The sequence below is a fragment of the Catonella morbi ATCC 51271 genome, from assembly GCF_000160035.2.
Taxonomy (GTDB): domain Bacteria; phylum Bacillota; class Clostridia; order Lachnospirales; family Lachnospiraceae; genus Catonella; species Catonella morbi.
The window spans coordinates 280,019-298,015 of sequence record NZ_KI535366.1; the positions used below are offsets into that span (position 1 = coordinate 280,019).

Annotated in this window: 14 protein-coding genes; all 14 read right to left on the reverse strand. The window is 37.9% G+C overall.

Going from position 1 to position 17,997, the window contains the following annotated elements; translation table 11 throughout:
• The 14 genes from GCWU000282_RS01300 to GCWU000282_RS01365 all read right to left on the reverse strand — a co-directional run bounded on the left by GCWU000282_RS01300 (position 1) and on the right by GCWU000282_RS01365 (position 17,980).
• Positions 1–1,065, reverse strand: coding sequence for an ABC transporter permease (locus GCWU000282_RS01300; RefSeq protein WP_023353170.1), 1,065 nt, complete (start codon positions 1,063–1,065; stop codon positions 1–3).
• Complete coding sequence (locus tag GCWU000282_RS01305) at positions 1,058–2,584, reverse strand: ABC transporter ATP-binding protein (protein ID WP_035039326.1); 1,527 nt, start codon at positions 2,582–2,584, stop codon at positions 1,058–1,060. The genes GCWU000282_RS01300 and GCWU000282_RS01305 overlap by 8 nt, the downstream gene beginning before the upstream one ends.
• Before the next feature lie 253 nt (positions 2,585–2,837).
• Positions 2,838–3,998 carry a BMP family lipoprotein gene (locus tag GCWU000282_RS01310; protein WP_023353172.1) on the reverse strand — a complete coding sequence of 387 codons (1,161 nt, stop codon included), beginning with the start codon at positions 3,996–3,998 and terminating at the stop codon, positions 2,838–2,840.
• A gap of 86 nt (positions 3,999–4,084) precedes the next feature.
• On the reverse strand, positions 4,085–4,867 hold the full coding sequence (gene udp, locus GCWU000282_RS01315) for a uridine phosphorylase (protein ID WP_023353173.1): 783 nt from the start codon (positions 4,865–4,867) through the stop codon (positions 4,085–4,087).
• A 429-nt stretch (positions 4,868–5,296) separates the two neighbouring features.
• A complete protein-coding gene (locus GCWU000282_RS01320; RefSeq protein ID WP_023353175.1) occupies positions 5,297–9,688 on the reverse strand; it encodes a PolC-type DNA polymerase III in 4,392 nt (1,463 codons plus the stop codon).
• Position 9,689: 1 nt separating this feature from the next.
• Positions 9,690–10,766 (reverse strand): flavodoxin-dependent (E)-4-hydroxy-3-methylbut-2-enyl-diphosphate synthase, encoded by a 1,077-nt coding sequence (gene ispG, locus GCWU000282_RS01325; protein ID WP_023353176.1) that lies wholly within the window; start codon positions 10,764–10,766, stop codon positions 9,690–9,692.
• A gap of 3 nt (positions 10,767–10,769) precedes the next feature.
• The gene (gene rseP / locus GCWU000282_RS01330; protein ID WP_023353177.1) at positions 10,770–12,068 is read right to left on the reverse strand and encodes an RIP metalloprotease RseP; all 1,299 of its coding nucleotides are present in this window, start codon (positions 12,066–12,068) and stop codon (positions 10,770–10,772) included.
• Between the two features lie 15 nt (positions 12,069–12,083).
• The gene (dxr, locus tag GCWU000282_RS01335; protein ID WP_023353178.1) at positions 12,084–13,250 is read right to left on the reverse strand and encodes a 1-deoxy-D-xylulose-5-phosphate reductoisomerase; all 1,167 of its coding nucleotides are present in this window, start codon (positions 13,248–13,250) and stop codon (positions 12,084–12,086) included.
• Positions 13,250–14,080, reverse strand: coding sequence for a phosphatidate cytidylyltransferase (locus GCWU000282_RS01340; RefSeq protein WP_023353179.1), 831 nt, complete (start codon positions 14,078–14,080; stop codon positions 13,250–13,252). Before GCWU000282_RS01340 ends, dxr begins: the two co-directional genes overlap by 1 nt.
• A 3-nt stretch (positions 14,081–14,083) precedes the next feature.
• Positions 14,084–14,815: a polyprenyl diphosphate synthase gene (gene uppS, locus GCWU000282_RS01345; protein WP_023353180.1), complete on the reverse strand. Its 732-nt coding sequence runs from the start codon at positions 14,813–14,815 to the stop codon at positions 14,084–14,086.
• Positions 14,816–14,865: 50 nt separating this feature from the next.
• A complete protein-coding gene (frr, locus tag GCWU000282_RS01350) occupies positions 14,866–15,420 on the reverse strand; it encodes a ribosome recycling factor (protein ID WP_023353181.1) in 555 nt (184 codons plus the stop codon).
• Between the two features lie 56 nt (positions 15,421–15,476).
• On the reverse strand, positions 15,477–16,181 hold the full coding sequence (pyrH, locus tag GCWU000282_RS01355) for a UMP kinase (RefSeq protein ID WP_023353182.1): 705 nt from the start codon (positions 16,179–16,181) through the stop codon (positions 15,477–15,479).
• Positions 16,182–16,186: 5 nt separating this feature from the next.
• Positions 16,187–17,002 carry a bactofilin family protein gene (locus tag GCWU000282_RS15690; protein ID WP_023353183.1) on the reverse strand — a complete coding sequence of 272 codons (816 nt, stop codon included), beginning with the start codon at positions 17,000–17,002 and terminating at the stop codon, positions 16,187–16,189.
• Between the two features lie 72 nt (positions 17,003–17,074).
• A complete protein-coding gene (locus GCWU000282_RS01365; protein WP_023353184.1) occupies positions 17,075–17,980 on the reverse strand; it encodes a polysaccharide deacetylase family protein in 906 nt (301 codons plus the stop codon).
• Between the last annotated feature and the right edge of the window lie 17 nt (positions 17,981–17,997).

Here is a 17,997-nt window from a genome sequence, read left to right on the forward strand (position 1 = left end):
TTACGCCTCCTTCTTATCTGTAAGTTTAAGTAATAAATATTTGAATATATGGGATATTGCTATAAAAATAATTACACAACCCATAATTATACTTATTATCTGTGAAGGAACCTGAACTATATTTAACTTAGATCCTCCAAACTTCATAGCTCCGTAAAATAAACCTGCAAATATACAGCCTATAGGGTTTGAGCTTCCGATAAGAGCTACTGAAATACCCTCAAAACCGTATCCTTCCTGACCTGCAAACTGTACAAGTCTTCCGCTCTGTCCCATTATCTGAACAGCACCGCCAAGACCTGCAAGTGCACCCGATATACAAAGCGCAGTAAGTATGGACTTATTTGCATCTATTCCGGCATATTCAGCTGAATGCTTGTTAAAACCTACCGCTTTAAGCCTGTAACCAAGAGTAGTTTTTTCAATAATTATCCATATAGCTATAGCCATAACTACAGCTATAACTATGCCCCAGTTTGCATCAGGACATTTAATCTTAGCTATCCATTCAGCAGGGAAAAGAATTCTTGCACTATCCGCAAGATTCCTTGATGCCTCTCCTCCCTCAACCTTAATTGATTTAAGGTTAACCACAAAGTTGGAAAAGTAGAAAGCAATCCAGTTAAACATAATAAAGGAAAGAACTTCGTGTATACCTTTTTTAACCTTCATAAGACCGCAAATAAATGACCAGAATGCTCCTGCAGCCATAGCCGCTAATATGCAAAGAGGAACATGTATAACAGCAGGTAATTCAACAAGAACACCAACCAAAGTAGCTGCAATACTTCCAACTACAAACTGACCTTCCGCACCAATGTTAAATACACCGGTTCTAAAGGAAAATGCCACCGAAAGACCTGTAAGTATAATCGGTGCGGCATACACTAAAGTATATACCAAATATTTAGGTTTACTGAATACACTTGATATAAGCTTTCCATAAGCTACCGCCGGACTTATGCCTGCAATAACAAGGAAAATCGCACCAATGACAAAGCCTATTATAATTGCAATAATAGTGTATAAGACATTACCTTGCAAAATACTTTTTTTCTTATTCACCTTGTTTACCTCCTGCCATCATAAATCCAAGCTCACCCTCTCTCGCTTCACTTCCAAGCAAGCTTCCGGCAACTTTTCCGCAACTTATAACTACTATTCTGTCTGATAGATTCATAATTTCGTCAAGCTCAAAAGAAACAAGTAAAACAGCTTTTCCCTTATTCCTTTGTTCTACAATATACTTATGTACAAACTCAATAGCGCCAACGTCAAGACCTCTTGTAGGGTTTACAGCTATAAGTAAGTCTTTATCGTTAGTAACCTCTCTGGCTATAATTACCTTCTGCTGGTTACCTCCTGAAAGACTGCCCGCAGGACGAGTCTCTGCACCACGAGGTCTGATATCAAACTTTTCCATCATTTCAGTGGCATGCCTATGTATCTCCTTGCGATTTAACATAAAGCCTTTCGCATACGGAGCTTCATTGTAATGTTGCAGAATAAGGTCATCTTCTATAGAAAATTCAAGTACAAGACCATGTTTTTGTCTGTCGGCAGGTATACTTGAAAGTCCTTCATCAAATATTTCTCTAGGTGTCTTATTGAAGATACTCTTGCCATTCATAGTTATTTCACCTGAATCAGCCTTCTTAAGACCACTGAGAATTTCTACAAGCTCCGTCTGTCCATTACCGTCTACTCCGGCAAGACCGACTATTTCCCCTGCTCTTACAGAAATATCAAAGCCTTTAAGTATCTCTACATCTCTATAGTCACGTGCTTTGAGGTTCTTTACGGAAAGCACTTCCGCTCCCGGCTCCTGTTCTCTTTTCTCTACCTTAAAGTTTACATCACGTCCTACCATAAGTGCGGCAAGATCGGCTTCATCCACATCAGCTACCTTAACCGTCTTTATATATTTCCCCTGACGGATGATGGTACAGTTATCTGAACAGGCCTTAATCTCCTTTAACTTATGGGTGATAATAATGATACTTTTGCCATCTGCTGTAAGGTTCTTAATAATAACCATAAGTTCATCTATCTCCTGAGGAGTAAGGGAAGCCGTAGGTTCATCAAGAATAAGAATATCAGCTCCTCGGTAAAGCACCTTAAGTATTTCTACTCTTTGCTGCATTCCTACCGAGATATCCTCAATTTTAGCATCCGGATCCACCTGCATTCCATATTTTTCGGAGATTTCAAGCACCTTCTGTCTTGCGAGTTTATAATCTATTTTAACTCCCTTGACAGGCTCTATACCAAGAACTATATTTTCAGTTACGGTAAATGGCTGAATAAGCATGAAATGCTGGTGCACCATACCTATACCAAGTTCAATGGCATGTTTCGGACTGGTAATTTCCACCGGTTGTCCTTTAATGTAAATCTGTCCGCTGGTAGGTCTATACATACCATACAGCACATTCATAAGGGTACTCTTACCGGCTCCGTTTTCGCCAAGTATAGAGTGCACCTCTCCCTTATGTACTGATAAATTTACTCCGTCATTAGCAGTAAAATTACCAAACTTTTTTACTATGTTTTCCATTTTTACTGCCATGACTTTTTCGTCCATATGACTTTCGATGCCCACAGTTTTACCTCCCATTTTATAATTATGATAACATCACATTTTCAAAATAATGTCTTAGTTATAAGGCATTGTTTTCAAAACACAATTTTACAAAATATTCTGCAACTACCATAGTAGAATGTATGATAGTTGCAGATAATTGGTATTATTACAACTTAGCTATAGTACAAATATCATTTGATATACTGTATAAGCAAATTTGAAATTTCAGTTCTGCTACATAAATAATTTCAGCTTAGTCTAATTCATACTTATCGCCAAATTCTTTTTCGAATTCTTTTTTTGTACCGGGAACCACAATTTCACCGCTTAAAATCTTAGCTTTAACTTCTTCTACCTTCTTAAGAACTTCTTCTGAAAGGAGATTTGTTGTAGGAGCTATATCTACACCACCTTTTGAAAGGTCATATACAACCTCACCGCTCTGAAGAGTTCCGTCAACAAGCTGCTTAACCGTATCATAAACAGCATTGTCTACACGCTTCATAGCAGAAGTAATAACTGTATCAGGCGCTAAAGAACTCTGATCTGTATCTACACCGATAGCTGAAATCTTAGCTTCCTGACAAGCCTGGATAACACCGACACCTGTACCGCCCGCTGCGTGGAAGATAACATCCGCACCGTTGGTAATCATGGTTGTAGCACTTGTTTTTCCGATAGCAGGATCCGCAAAGTTATTTGCATTTATCTGCTGAACCTTAGCTTTAGGATTAGCCGCATATACACCTGCAAGATATCCGTAACCAAACTTGTTCATCATATCACTTGCCATACCAAGTACAAAACCTACGTTATTCTTCTTTGTCATAAGACCGGCTACATAACCAACAAGGTAAGAAGCCTGTTCCTGCTTAAATGTAAGACAGGTTACATTTGGAAGAGCTGCATTACTTGCATCATCAATAATAGCAAATTTAATGTCAGGATGTGCCTCAGCAGCCTTCTTTGTAGCCTCAGCAAGTTTAAATCCTACACATAAAATAAGATCATATTCCTCATCTACAAAAGTTTCAATATTACTTGTGTAATCTGCATCTGTCTTTGACTCAAGGTAGTTAATTGTTACACCAAAGTCTTTATTTGCCTGCTCAAGACCTTTCCATGAAGTCTCATTAAATGAGTGATCGTGAATTCCGCCTACGTCAGTAATAAGTCCTACCTTGAATTCAGACTTAGCTGCAGATGTGCCGGAAGTCTTTGAAGCACTGTCTGTCTTAGATGCACTTGTTGTACTTGTTGTGCTACCCTTAGATGCACTTGTTGTACTTGTTGCAGTGCTACCCTTTGATGAACCGGCACTACTTGTCTTTTTGCCGTCAGCATTACCGCCACAGGCTGCTAATGAAAGCACCATAACTGCTGACATGGCCATTGCTAAAATTCTTTTTTTCATTTCTTTTCTCCTTTTTTAAGAATTTTTTTATGTTATACTGCCTTAAGGCAGCAGTAACCAAATTAGATATAAACTAAACGCTATTATTAGGACTTTGAATTGTCTTCCTTGATAAGCAGTCTTATTGCTTCTACAGCAGTGACTATAGCCGCTTCTGTATCGTGCACCTGCTCATTTGGAAGATTTTTCTTTGCCCTTTCCTGGTTGGCAACAACTAAGAAACAGGAGCCTACTCTTACTCTTAAAAAGCTTCCTGCTATAAACAGTGCCGCAGACTCCATTTCAGAAGCAAGACAGCCCATTCTAAGCCACGCCTGCCACTTATTTTGAAGCTCATAGCTTACAGGCATAATATCCGGTTCATGCTGTCCGAAGAAAGAATCCTTGCATTGGACTACACCTACATGATATCTCTCTTTCAAGGATTTTGCCGAGTTTATAAGAGCATTCATAACTTCTACGTTTGAAACGGCAGGATATTCTATAGGTGCAAACTCCCTGCTTGTACCCTCCATACGGATAGCTCCACTTGCAATAACCACATCTCCGCCTATAACCTCATCCTGCATACCGCCACAGGTACCTACTCTTATAAAAGTATCTGCCCCACATTTTGAAAGTTCATCTATTGCTATTGAAGCAGACGGTCCCCCGATACCTGTTGAAGTTACACTGACCTTTACACCATCTAATGTACCTGTATATGTAACGTATTCTCTGCTGTCTGCTACAAGAACAGGATTATCAAAATGCGCTGCAATCTTTGCGCACCTTTTTGGATCTCCCGGAAGAATAACATATCTTCCGACATCACCTTTTCCTACCCCTGTATGATACTGCTTTCCAGAGCCTTCTGAGTAATCAATCATTTTTTCCTCCAAGCAATCGTCGCATCTTTGTGTAGTTTGTCTAAGATTATTGTGATATAACTAAGATTTTATAACTTTTACTTCACATATTAAAGGACATTTGTCCTTTAATATGATTAATTATTGATTTTAATGTTAAAAATATCAATTAAGTTTACGACAAATGGTAAGTTTATACCTATTATATACTAAAACTTCTAAACTTACAAATATTAATATTAAATGATGTGGGTGTCAAAATTATTTGACACCCAATGATACAGGATTGCTTCGGCTTCACCTCTCCGGGTCCTTGCAAAATATTCGTAATCCGCTCATTTTTTTGCAAAAAATGGCTACTTACTCATATTTTTTGCGTGTCAAAAGATAATAAATTCTCTTGCAAGCAAGCTTGCATCGAATTTTTATACTTTTGACACTTGTATCATATTAAATCATATCAAATAATGAAATCTGGCTTGAGTTTGGAAGGTCAGCTATAATACCGAGCTCAGTCATTTTGTCTAAGGCAGTTTGAGTAGTACCTTTGGCGCGTTGTTTTAAATCATCTTTAGAAAGGAATTTTCCTTTTTTAGCAGCCTCATATAAGGCGTAGGCAGCCTTGTCTCCCAGCCCCTCAATAGTAACCAGAGCAGGCATTATCTTACCGTCAATAATCCGGAAATGCTTTGGTTTTGCCTTATATATGTCAATTGGCATAAATTCAAAGCCTCTTGCATACATTTCAAGCACAATATACGCATCTCCCAAAGTATCCTCATCTGTCTTTTTTCTTTGGTATTTTTCCATTTTTTTAATTTCTTTAATAACATTTAACAGTTTTTCTTTACCAAAGCAGAACAAGCCATAATCGAAAGCCTTTGCCCTTATGCTGAAATACGCTGAATAATATGCAAGCGGATAATGCACTTTAAAATACGCGATTCTCAAAGCCATCATAATGTATGCCACGGCGTGAGCCTTAGGGAACATATATTTAATTTTCTTACAAGACCATATATACCAGTCAGGCACATTATGCTCAAGCATTTCCTGCTCCCATTCCGGTGTCAGTCCCTTTCCTTTACGCACGCTCTCCATTATCTTAAAGGCATGTCCGGGCTCAAGCCCCATATCTATAAGATAAATCATAATATCATCTCTGGTGCAGATTGCAGTTGACAATTCACACTTGTTTTCAGCTATAAGTGTCTGTGTATTACCTGTCCATACATCAGTTCCATGTGAAAGTCCCGAAATTCTAACCAAGTCTGAAAAACACTTAGGTTTAGTATCTCTGAGCATCTGCATAACGAAGTCTGTTCCAAGCTCAGGCAACCCTAAGCTTCCAAGGTCATATCCGTCCAAATCTTCAGCCTTTAAATCTAAAGAATCAAGACTGTTAAATAATGAAAGAACTTTCTCATCATCAAATCTAATTTCTCTTGCCACTACTCCCGTCAAATCTTCAAGCATCCTTATCATAGTCGGATCGTCGTGTCCCAGTATGTCTAACTTCAAAAGATTGTGGTCGATTGAATGATAATCAAAATGAGTGGTTATAATAGGTGTATCCATCTTATTTGCCGGGTGCTGTACCGGAGTAAATGAATTAATATTCTCTCCCAACGGAAGTACAACTATGCCCCCGGGATGCTGTCCCGTAGTTCGCCTTACACCTATACAACCTGCTGAAACTCTTTCTATTTCAGATCTTCTCATAACAATATTGTCATGCTCTTCATTATACTTTAATACATATCCGTAGGCTGTTTTATCAGCAACTCCGCCGATAGTACCGGCTCTGAAAGTCTGTCCTTCACCAAAGATTACTTCAGTGTAGGCATGTGCCTTTGCCTGATATTCACCCGAAAAGTTAAGGTCTATATCCGGCTCCTTATCTCCGTTAAAGCCGAGGAAGGTTTCAAAAGGGATGTCATGTCCGTCTTTTATAAGAGGTTTCCCGCACACAGGACAGTTTTTATCAGGCATGTCACAACCGCTTTTACCTGAAAAACTCTTTACTTCATCTGAATCAAAATCAACATAATGACAGTGCTCACAATAATAATGTGCCGAAAGAGAATTAACCTCTGTGATTCCCGACAAAAATGCCACAAAGGAAGAACCTACCGAGCCTCTGGAGCCTACCAAATAGCCATCTTCATTTGATTTCCAAACTAATTTTTGCGCAATTATGTACATAACTGCAAATCCGTTTGAAATAATGGAATTTAATTCATGTTCAAGCCTGTCCACTACCTTTTTAGGCAAATCATCTCCATATATCTCATGTGCCTTGTCATAGCAGATTCTTCTTAGCTCAGCATCTGAATTTTCAATAATCGGAGCACATTTATCAGGGCGAACAGGTGAAATATTTTCTATCATATCGGCAATAAGATTGGTATTGGTTATAACTACCTCTTCTGCCTTTTCCTTGCCTAAATAAGCAAATTCCTCAAGCATCTCCTCTGTAGTCCTAAGATATAGCGGCAAAGGTCTGTCTGCATCCTTCATTCCCTTTGACCAGAGAAGATATTTTCTGTAAATCTCATCCTCAGGATTTAGAAAATGAGCATCACAGGTTGCCACTACCGGCTTGTTAAATTTTTCGCCAAGTTCAACTATCTTTCTGTTGATTTCTCTTAAGTCCTCTTCACTTGTAATATCAGGAACCCTGTCACTTTCAATCATAAAGCCGTTATTATCAAGCGGCTGAATTTCAAAGTAATCATAGAAGTCAGCAATAGCCGCCAACTCATCCTCTCCATGACGGCGTAAAACAGCCTGGTACAACTCTCCTGCTTCACAGGCTGAGCCAATAATCAAGCCTTCCCTGTTCGCCATAAGCAGACTCTTGGGAATTCTCGGTCTTCTTTGGAAATACTCTAAGTGCGACAATGAAACTAATTTATATAAATTTATACGTCCGATGTCATTTTTGGCTAAAATGATGATATGGTCAGTTCCCATTTTTTTAATGGTATCACAGCAAAATCCCTCATTAGTATTAAAATTACCTAAGAGTTCATTTCCGTATTTTGTAACAGCCAGTTCACAGAGTTTAATATAAATTTCAGCAGTACAGCCTGCATCATCTACCGCCCTATGGTGATGTTCAAGTGTAATCCCAAGTCTTTCTGCCACAGTGTCAAGCTTATAATTCTTAAGTCCCGGAAGAAGAACTCTGGATATTGTCACTGTATCGGCTATGGTAAAGTCTTCATTTAGACCAAGCCTTTTCATATTTTCAAAAATAAAGCTTGTATCAAAGGATGCATTATGTGCTACCAGAAAACATCCCTTACAAAACTCCAAAAATGCCGGAAGAATTACATCTATTTCAGGCTCATTTATAACCATATCCTGTGTGATGCTTGTAAGCTTGGTTATTTCCTCCGGAATACTTTGTTTGGGATTGACAAAAGCTGAAAATTTATCTATAACCTTGCCCCCCATAACCTTTACAGCGCCAATTTCTATAATTCTGCAGTTTTTAGGTCCAAAACCTGTAGTCTCTATATCAAAAACAACAGCCGGGTCAGTAAGCTTCTGCCCCTTATCCATCCTTACAGCAGGAGTCATATCATTTACAAGATAACCTTCTACCCCGTATATAAGCTTAAAATCCTTCATTTTAAGCTTAGCCTTTGCATGAAGAGCATTGGTAAAACCCTGTACCACTCCATGATCGGTCAGAGCGACTGCACTATGTCCCCATTCTGAAAGTGTTTTAAGAAGATTTCCCGGATCAATAACTGCATCCATCTCACTCATATTAGTATGAAGATGAAGCTCTACCCTCTTTTTCTCGCTGTTGTCCATACGTTTAACGGTAAAATCAGGAATTTCCTTTATTCCGTTTGCAAAACCTAAGGTAAGTTCTCCCGCATAGGTATCGTCCTGTGCATCTGCATTTATTTTAATAAAACTGCCCGGTGCAAGTTTTTTCTTTAATTCTTCTTTATTTTCCGGATCAGTCCATATTTTACAGGTTATACTGTCCGTAAAATCCGTAATTGTAAAAGCTAAGATAATTTTACCGGTCTTAGTTTCTTTATCTTCTAAACTTACAATTTTCCCTTTTACGATCAAATCCTTTTGCGGCTCTGTTATATCCTTTAGCTTTACGGAAGAACCTTCAAAATTCCTTCCGTAGATCATGCTCGGATCATTTGATTGGACCTTTTTCTTATAAAATCCATCGGATTTGTAGGATTTTTTCCCGTTACTCTTAAATTCCTGCTTCTTTTCAGTCTTAGATAATGATGCCTGTTCCGGCTTTGGCCTGCTCTCAAGTATTTCTTCAATAGTATAAACATCCTTATCTTCTTTAGCGGATTTCTGTGATTCCTTAAATTTTAACTTGATATTTATTTCTTTATTAAATCTCTTTAGAAAAACAAGCTTCATCCAGTCTGATATGTTTTCAAGTTTCTCTCTGATAATGAAATTATCTTCACTCTCTATATAAACAGTTGTTTCATCAAAATCAATTTCACTGTTGTTCAGTATATTATAGTAAATCTTTCCCTGTTCATTTAATTCTTCAAGAATATTGGTTTTATTTTTTTCAAAAATATGTTTAATTGAAAAATCTGATAAATCATACCTCTCTTCAATCAGTACAGTCTGTTCTTTAGAAGTAAATATCTGCTTCTTTAGCACATTCTGCATAGAAATAATATGACTTCTGCTTACAGGAGTAATACCAGATAATATTACCGTTATTTCACCCCTCATTTTTGAAACAACAACTTTTTCAACTGAAGTATCATTAAAAGCCCTTTCAAGTTCCTCATTAATTACAAGGTCACTAAAAGCCTCATGAAAATCCATATTACTTTCCTTTCTCAGCTTTCAAAATATCAAGTTCTTCCTTAAGTCCCATTAAAAGTTCAGACTCGGGAAGTCTTTTTATTATCTCCCCTTTTTTAATTATAAGGCCGGCATTTTTACCGCCGCAGATGCCTAAATCTGCTTCCCTTGCCTCTCCCGGGCCGTTTACAACACATCCCATAACCGCAACTTTAATATCTAAATCCATATAATCTTCAAGAAGCTTATTTACTTTTTCCTCAAGTCCGATAAGGTCGATATCAGTTCTGCCACAGGTAGGACAGGAAACTATTTCTGCTCCGCCTTTTCTAAGGCCCAAAGCCTTTAATATCATCTTTGCAGACTTTATTTCTTCAACAGGATTGCCTGTGAGAGAAACTCTTACGGTATCGCCTATTCCCTGATAAAGTATAATTCCGAGTCCCACGCTTGACTTGATATTTCCGGATATCAGTGAACCCGATTCTGTAATTCCTACATGTAAAGGTATGTCTGTGCGTGTGGCAATCAGTTCGTGAGCCTTGATACATTCCATTACATTGGAAGATTTAATACTGATTACCAGATTATGATAATCCATATCTTCGATTAATTTTGCATTGTTTAAAGCACTTTCAACCAGGGCTTCACTTGTAACAGTACCGTATTTTTCAAGTATTTCTTTTTCAAGAGAACCACTGTTTACACCAACCCTTATCGGCACCCGGTACTTCTTTGCTACATCAATTACAGCCCTAAGTTTTTCCTCCGAACCGATATTACCGGGATTTATCCTTATTTTATCGGCTCCGTTTTCCATAGCAGCTATGGCAAGGCGGTAATCAAAATGAATATCTGCCACCAACGGAATGTTTATAGCCTTTTTTATATCTTTAAATGCAAGGGCTGCTTTCATATCAGGAACCGCGCATCTTATAATGTCACAGCCTGCTTTTTCAAGTTCCTTTATCTGAGCTACAGTAGACTTTACATCCTGAGTCTTGGTATTTGTCATAGACTGTATTAAAACAGGATTACCGCCACCGATAACCCTGTCTCCAATCTTTACTACTCTTGTAGTCTTGATATTGTTTTCCATAATTTACCCTATAATTCTAAGAATATCATTGAATAATATAACTACCATAAGTATCATAAGCAGTACAAAACCCGCAAAATGTACCTTTCCTTCTTTGTCCGGATCGATAGGCTTGCCTCTGACTGCCTCTATGATGAGAAATACAAGTCTTCCTCCGTCCAGGGCAGGTATAGGAAGCAGGTTCATAACTCCCAGGTTGGCTGAAATAAGTATACTTATACTTGCCATACTTAAAAGTATTACCATTATTCCTTCATTCTTGCTCTGCTCATAGGAATTGCCTATCATATTAACAATACCCACCGGTCCTGCTATATCTTTAGCTTTAACTCTTCCCGTTACCATCATCTTAAGTGATTCTACAGTTGTAACAACCACATATTTTGTCTCATTTAATGCATAATAAAGAGTTCCGCCAATGCCGACTTTTTCTCTTGCCGTATTGCTTACCATACCTAAGGTATAGGAGCTACCCGCACTCTTAGGTGTTACTGATATTTCTTCTATATTACCTGTCTCAGCCCTTTTAAGAGTAATCTTAGTTTCTTTACCGTCCAGCGGATTTTCTGTAAAGTAATTATTAAGAGCATTACCTGAACTTATGGCAGTCCCATTTACAGCAGTAATCACATCTCCCGCCTTGGCTCCTGCCGCTTTTAGTGCACCATCCTCAGTCACACTGTCTATAACAGCCTCTCCGTCTCCCGGATTATAACCAAAACCAAGATAAAATCTTTCCTTTTCCTGTGGCTTTACATCAAAGCTGAGTTTTTCATCTCCTCTTTTTACCTCTATCTTAACATTCTCATCTGATAAAGGATGGAATACAAAATAACTTGAAACCTCTCTGCCTATATTTATATTGGTGCCATTAATTTTAGTAATTACATCACCGGCACGAAGTCCCGCCTGTTCAGCAGGGTAACCGTTTGTAACACTTACTATATTACTTTTGTCTACACCGACTGAACCGATTACAAAAAGCGACAGTACAAATGCTAAAATAAAGTTAAATAAAGGTCCTCCAAACACAGTCCAGATTCTTACCCAGACAGACTTGTTGGCAAAAGCCCCTTCATCATCACTGGCTTCATCCTCTCCTTCCATCATACAGGAGCCGCCTATAGGAAGCAGCTTTACAGACCATTTTGTGCCTGCCGCATCAAATGAAAAAAGTCTGGGACCCATCCCCAAAGAGAATTCATTTACTGTTATTCCGCCTTTCCTGGCAAAAATATAATGACCAAATTCATGAATAATTACAACAAGAGAAAATATTACAAGTGCCCAAAAAATATTCAAAATTCTTCACCAACCTTACATAATAGTTTTAACACTTTCAAGAATCTCCCGCTGTATGCCCTCAATCGTATCTACATCAGGATAATCTATCTTTTTGTGTTTGTTTAAGTTTTCTTCTATAATATTAACGATATCTAAATATCTGATTTTTTTCTGTATAAATAATGCAACAGCTACCTCATTAGCCGCGTTAAATACCGTAGGTAGGCTACCTCCCTCAGTTATGGCAGTAAAAGCAAGCTTAAGTCCTCTGAACTTATCTAAGTCCGGCTTGATAAAATCAAGCTTTGAAATACTGAATAAATCCAGATAATTATCCGAAACAAATCTTCTTTCCGGATAGGTAAGAGCATAAGATATAGGAAGCTTCATATCAGGTACTCCCATTTGAGCTATTACACTTCCATCCTCAAATTCCACTGCCGAATGCACTATACTCTGCGGCTGGATAACCACCTCAATTTTATCAGGCTCAGTATCAAAGAGCCATCTTGCCTCACAAACCTCCAGTCCCTTATTTACCATAGTTGAAGAATCTATGGTAACCTTAGCTCCCATAGCCCAGTTAGGATGTTTTAGAGCAGATTCAAGGGTAACATTTTTAAGTTCTTCTTTAGGTGTATGTAAAAACGGGCCTCCCGAAGCAGTAAGCAGCAATTTTTTTATTTTATTATCTGCCTTGCCCTGCAGACACTGAAAAATAGCACTATGCTCACTGTCTACCGGATAGATGTTTACTCCTTTTTCCTTTGCAAGCTTCATTATGATATGACCTGCACAGACTAAGGTTTCTTTATTGGCAAGAGCAATATCCTTCTTTGCATTTATGGCAGCTATGGTAGGGCGAATTCCGAGCATTCCTACAACAGCTGTTACAACAATGTCAGAATCGGGATAGGAAGCAGCCTGTATAAGTCCTTCCATACCTGTCACAATCTCAGGTACAGACTTTAGCTTTCCTTCTGAATAAGCAGTTTCAAGTCTCTCCTTAAGTTCAGCAGCTTCTATTATACCAAAAATACATACTAATTTTGGACAAAATTCTAAAATTTGTTTAAAGATTAAATTAATATTTTTATAAGCAGTAAGTACCGAAACTTTCATGTCTTCATTAAGTCTAACTATATCGAGTGTCTGCGTTCCGATAGAGCCTGTAGAACCTAAAATGGCTATATTTTTCATTATATCCTTCCTACCAGATAAAGTGAGAGAAAATAAACTATAGGTGCAGTGATTATAATGCTGTCATACCTGTCAAGTATGCCTCCATGCCCCGGGATAAGGTGTCCATAATCCTTTATATCATAATTTCTTTTTATTCCGGAAGCGGCAAGGTCGCCTATCTGTGAAATAACAGAACCAAGACCGCCTATTACAGCAAAAATTATAATCAGGTTTTCTGATTTTCCCGTAAAGTTACTCATTATCAGCCCAAAGATAACTCCTATGAGAGCTGAACCAATTATCCCTCCAACAGAGCCTTCTACCGATTTTTTAGGACTTAAATTAGGGGCGAGTTTATGCCTGCCAAAGAGCCTTCCAACTGCATAAGCACAGGTATCAGACCCCCAGGAACTCACATACACCATCCAGGCAAGCCACCGACCGAATGCAATGGTTTCCCGTGTTTTAAAAATAAATGATATCATAACCGGTATATAAAATATACCAAAAATAGTACTGAAAAGCTGATTTGCAGAGTACTTCGGATATTTGACTACAAAAACCAACAATGCCGCCACTACTACTATAGAAAATATCATCAGTTCAGGAACTTTAATATCAAGGATTGCATTAGGCTTGGTATCTATATTCAAATACCAGGCAAAAGCCCCTAAATAGCCTACACAGGCCAGCGGAGTATTTTCAAATTTCATCACCTTATAAAGCTCATATAATCCGATTAAAGATATCATAAACAGAGTAATAAGCAAGAGCTGTCCCCCAAAAAACATTGTTACAAATGTAAATGCCAAAAGCAGAATTCCACTAATAAGTCTAGTTAGAAACATTTTTCATCCTTTCTTAAGCCCGCCAAATCTTCTGTCTCTACCACTGTAGAATTCAATGGCTTCTTCTAAATCTTTTTTACCGAAATCAGGCCATAATGTATCTGTAAAAAAATACTCAGCATAGGCAAGTTGCCAAATCAAATAATTGGAAAGACGTTGTTCTCCGCTTGTCCTTATCATTAAATCCGGATCCGGAATATCGGCAGTATCTAAGTTCTTACTGATAACTTCTTCTGTCAGGCTGTCTGCCAGTTCATTATAAGTCTTTCCTGATTTATCAGCTTCCAGGATAATATTTTTGAATGCTCTTCTTATATCATCCCTTCCGCCATAGTTTACAGCTATCTGCAGTTGAAGCCCCGTAAAATCCCCCGACAGTTCTTCAAGCTCGGTTATTAGCTTGTTTAACTCATCTGACAGCCCTGTTTTATCACCTATAATTCTAACCCTCATATTATTCTTAACAGAGAGCTTCATAGCATCCTTCATATACTTTGCAAGCAGTTTCATCAGCTCATCCACCTCAGCTTGCGGGCGTTTCCAGTTCTCGGTAGAAAAAGCATACATTGTTACATATTTTATACCAATATTAAAAGCAGCCTTGCAGACAGGCTCAACATTATCACAGCCTTTCAGATGTCCAAAATTACGCGGAAGTCCGCGCTTCTTAGCCCACCTTCCGTTTCCGTCAAGGATTATAGCTACATGTGTAGGAATTTTTTCATTTGTATTCATATATTATCCCAAAAAGAGGGTGCGGCTTAACCGAACCCCCATTTTAATCATTATACAGTCATTATTTCCTTTGTCTTGTCTTCGGTCATTTTTTCAATCTCATCCGAAAACTTATCGGTTATCTTCTGAATTTCATCTTCAAGATCTTTAAGATCATCCTCTGTAATCTCGTTTGCTTTTTGCTGTTTTTTGAAGTGTTCAACCGCATCTCTTCTTATATTTCTGATAGCAATCTTAGCCTGTTCAGCCTTCTTCTTTATATCCTTGGAAAGTTCCTTACGTCTTTCCTCTGTAAGTTCAGGAAATACAAGCCTGATTGACTTTCCGTCGTTATTAGGAACTACACCCAGATTAGCCATATTTATTTCTTTTTCAATAGCCTTTATAAGACCGGCTTCCCAAGGCTGAATCTGTATTATTCTTGCCTCCGGAACTGATATATTAGCTACAGACTGAAGCGGAGAAGGCTGTCCGTAATAATCTACCTTTATTTTGTCAAGGATGTGCGGATTGGCTCTTCCGGCTCTTATTGTAATATATTCCTCATTAAGATTATTGATAGTTTTATTCATTTTGTCTTCATATAGTTTTGTAGCCTCTGACATAAGTAAACCTCCTCTAAAATTCAACAATATTATATATTAAATATTTACTTCTTACATTAAACAGTAACTCTGGTACCGTTATTTATACCGTTTGCAGCGTCTATTATACTATTTTCCTTATTTAATCCAAATACCTGCATAGGCATTTTATTCTCATAGCACATAATAGTTGCAGTCAAATCAATAACAGCCAATTTTTTATCAAGTACTTCTTCAATAGAAATTTCATCATATTTTTTAGCAGACGGATTATCCTTAGGATCGCTGTCATAAACACCGTCTATGGCTTTCGCGAGTAAAATAGTATCTGCCTCTGTTTCAACTGCTCGAAGCACAGCCCCGGTATCTGTAGAAAAATACGGATGTCCTGTTCCTCCCGCAAAAAATACCACAATACCTTTTTCAAAATATTTAAGAGCTCTGTCCTTTGAATACAACTTCGTCATATTGCCGCATTCAAAAGGTGTGAGTATGGAAGTTTTCATTCCTACATATCTGAAAATATCAGATACATAGATACAGTTCATTACTGTAGCAAGCATGCCTATCTGATCAGCCTTTGTTCTGTCTATGGTATTGCCGGTACGGCCTCTCCAAAAATTACCGCCGCCTATAACCACACCTACCTGGATTCCGTTATCTGCAAGCTCTTTTACCTGCTTTGCAACTCTTATACAGGTTTCTTCATCAAAACCCGTTTTCTTGTCTCCTGCAAGTGCTTCTCCTGAAAGCTTAAGCAATACTCTTTTATATTTTTCCATTAGATTTAAACCTCTTCTTCAAAGAAAGAATCAATATCAACAGATGCATAAGGAAGTGCACAGAAACCGTCAATAACAGCTCCGCTATTAATCTGAATTCCTTTAGAGCTTACATTACCCTTAATTACAGCTGTAGAATCAATTACTACAGGACCGTTTACATCCAGATTACCCTTGACCGCACCTGCAACCACACAGGAAGAAGCAGCTATATCACCGATTACTACAGTACCCGGTGCAATCTTTACACAACCCTTGCTTGTAATTCCGCCGTCAAGCCTGTCAGTATGCAAGTAAACTTCAGCAGCTGAAGACTTACCTTTAACAACACCCGATATGGAAAGCTTACCGATACAGCTTATATCTCCGTTCACTGTACCAAATACATCAAGAGAACCATCTGATATTATGCTTCCGTTTATAACTGTACCTTTAGAAATAACTGTAGTTTCTGCAGCTGCCTCGGTAGGAAGAGCTGAATTACTCTCAACCGTAACCGTATCTGCTCCGATGTTACCTGTATAGAGATTATTCTCCGTAACAGGTACTGTCTCCGTAGCTTCTTCAGTAAGTATTTCACTCTGTTCCAATACAGGCTCTTCTGCAGTAGTTTCCTCGGTTGCAAAATTAAAGCTGTCCTCATCTTCCATTTTTTCAATCATTTCTTCATCCACGCCAAGTGCATCTTCTTCTGAAAGATTGAACTCATCAAAACTGTCAGAACCTTTTTCACTTAAAGTGTCCACCATCTGATTGTCGTCATTTTCAAAGTCATCCATAGCACTTCCGATGTCGTCCTTCAAATCTTTTAAAAAGCTCATAATTTACCTCCGATTACTTTATCTTTTTATATTTCTTATTCACTTTGTGGTGAACAGGTTTTGTATTAATATCTATTTTTGCAAATACATAACCTTCTTTTTTAGTTTTTTTATGATTTTGGGCAGGGCTTTTACCGTATTTGCCTTATCTCTTGAATCATGCAAAAGCACTATCTTATCTGTATTACTTCCCGCATATTTTGCAATCGCTTTGTAAATAGCGTCTGCAGAAGGTGAAGGCCAAGCTGCATCGGTTCCTCCCAGGTTCCAGTCATAGTATTCATAACCGGCAGATTTAAGCCATTTTATTACTTTATACATATTGGTTTTGGAAACAGCGTTACTGCTTCCGCCGGGAAATCTATATATTTTTGAATCTACGCCCGTATATTTTTTCACTATATCTCTGATTGCATATACATCTTTCTTAAACGAATCAAGACTTGCATATACCTGTTTATAGTTATGTGTTAATGAGTGAAGCCCAATATTATGGCCTCTTTTAACTATCTCCCTATATCTTCTTACAGATTCCCTGTCAGTTCTTCCTACTACAAAAAAAGTTGCTTTTATCTTGTATTTATCAAGTATATTAAGCACCTTATCAGTATTTATGCTGGGTCCGTCATCAAAGGTCAGATAAGCCTTCTTTTTTTCGGTTACTACCGGTACTATAGTCTCTTTCTTTTCAGTTACAGTCCGTATCTCTCTATTATCGACCTGAAACTTAGCAAAAGTAAGCATTGATTGGAACATAGTATTTTCTGATGCTCTTTTACCAGCCACCAGAATTTTTTCAATTTTAAGTTGTCTGAGTTTGTCCAATTCATCATTTAACTTGCTAAGCTTTGCAAACAAGATTATACATAAAACAGTTGGTAATAGGAACAGAACAACAAGTAGTATAATTATTATTTTTCGAATTTTTTGTATTCTTTTTCTACGTTTATCTTTATCATTCTTATTGTCCTCGTTCATCTAATCAAAGCTCCTAA

Excerpts from the sequence above, each read along its gene's own strand:
- GCWU000282_RS01305 (WP_035039326.1), bottom strand. The coding sequence starts at position 2,584 with ATGGACGAAAAAGTCATGGCAGTAAAAATGGAAAACATAGTAAAAAAG.
- GCWU000282_RS01310 (WP_023353172.1), bottom strand. The coding sequence starts at position 3,998 with ATGAAAAAAAGAATTTTAGCAATGGCCATGTCAGCAGTTATGGTGCTT.
- udp (WP_023353173.1), bottom strand. The coding sequence starts at position 4,867 with ATGATTGATTACTCAGAAGGCTCTGGAAAGCAGTATCATACAGGGGTA.
- GCWU000282_RS01320 (WP_023353175.1), bottom strand. The coding sequence starts at position 9,688 with ATGGATTTTCATGAGGCTTTTAGTGACCTTGTAATTAATGAGGAACTT.
- ispG (WP_023353176.1), bottom strand. The coding sequence starts at position 10,766 with ATGGAAAACAATATCAAGACTACAAGAGTAGTAAAGATTGGAGACAGG.
- dxr (WP_023353178.1), bottom strand. The coding sequence starts at position 13,250 with ATGAAAAATATAGCCATTTTAGGTTCTACAGGCTCTATCGGAACGCAG.
- GCWU000282_RS01340 (WP_023353179.1), bottom strand. The coding sequence starts at position 14,080 with ATGTTTCTAACTAGACTTATTAGTGGAATTCTGCTTTTGGCATTTACA.
- uppS (WP_023353180.1), bottom strand. The coding sequence starts at position 14,815 with ATGAATACAAATGAAAAAATTCCTACACATGTAGCTATAATCCTTGAC.
- frr (WP_023353181.1), bottom strand. The coding sequence starts at position 15,420 with ATGTCAGAGGCTACAAAACTATATGAAGACAAAATGAATAAAACTATC.
- pyrH (WP_023353182.1), bottom strand. The coding sequence starts at position 16,181 with ATGGAAAAATATAAAAGAGTATTGCTTAAGCTTTCAGGAGAAGCACTT.
- GCWU000282_RS15690 (WP_023353183.1), bottom strand. The coding sequence starts at position 17,002 with ATGAGCTTTTTAAAAGATTTGAAGGACGACATCGGAAGTGCTATGGAT.
- GCWU000282_RS01365 (WP_023353184.1), bottom strand. The coding sequence starts at position 17,980 with ATGAACGAGGACAATAAGAATGATAAAGATAAACGTAGAAAAAGAATA.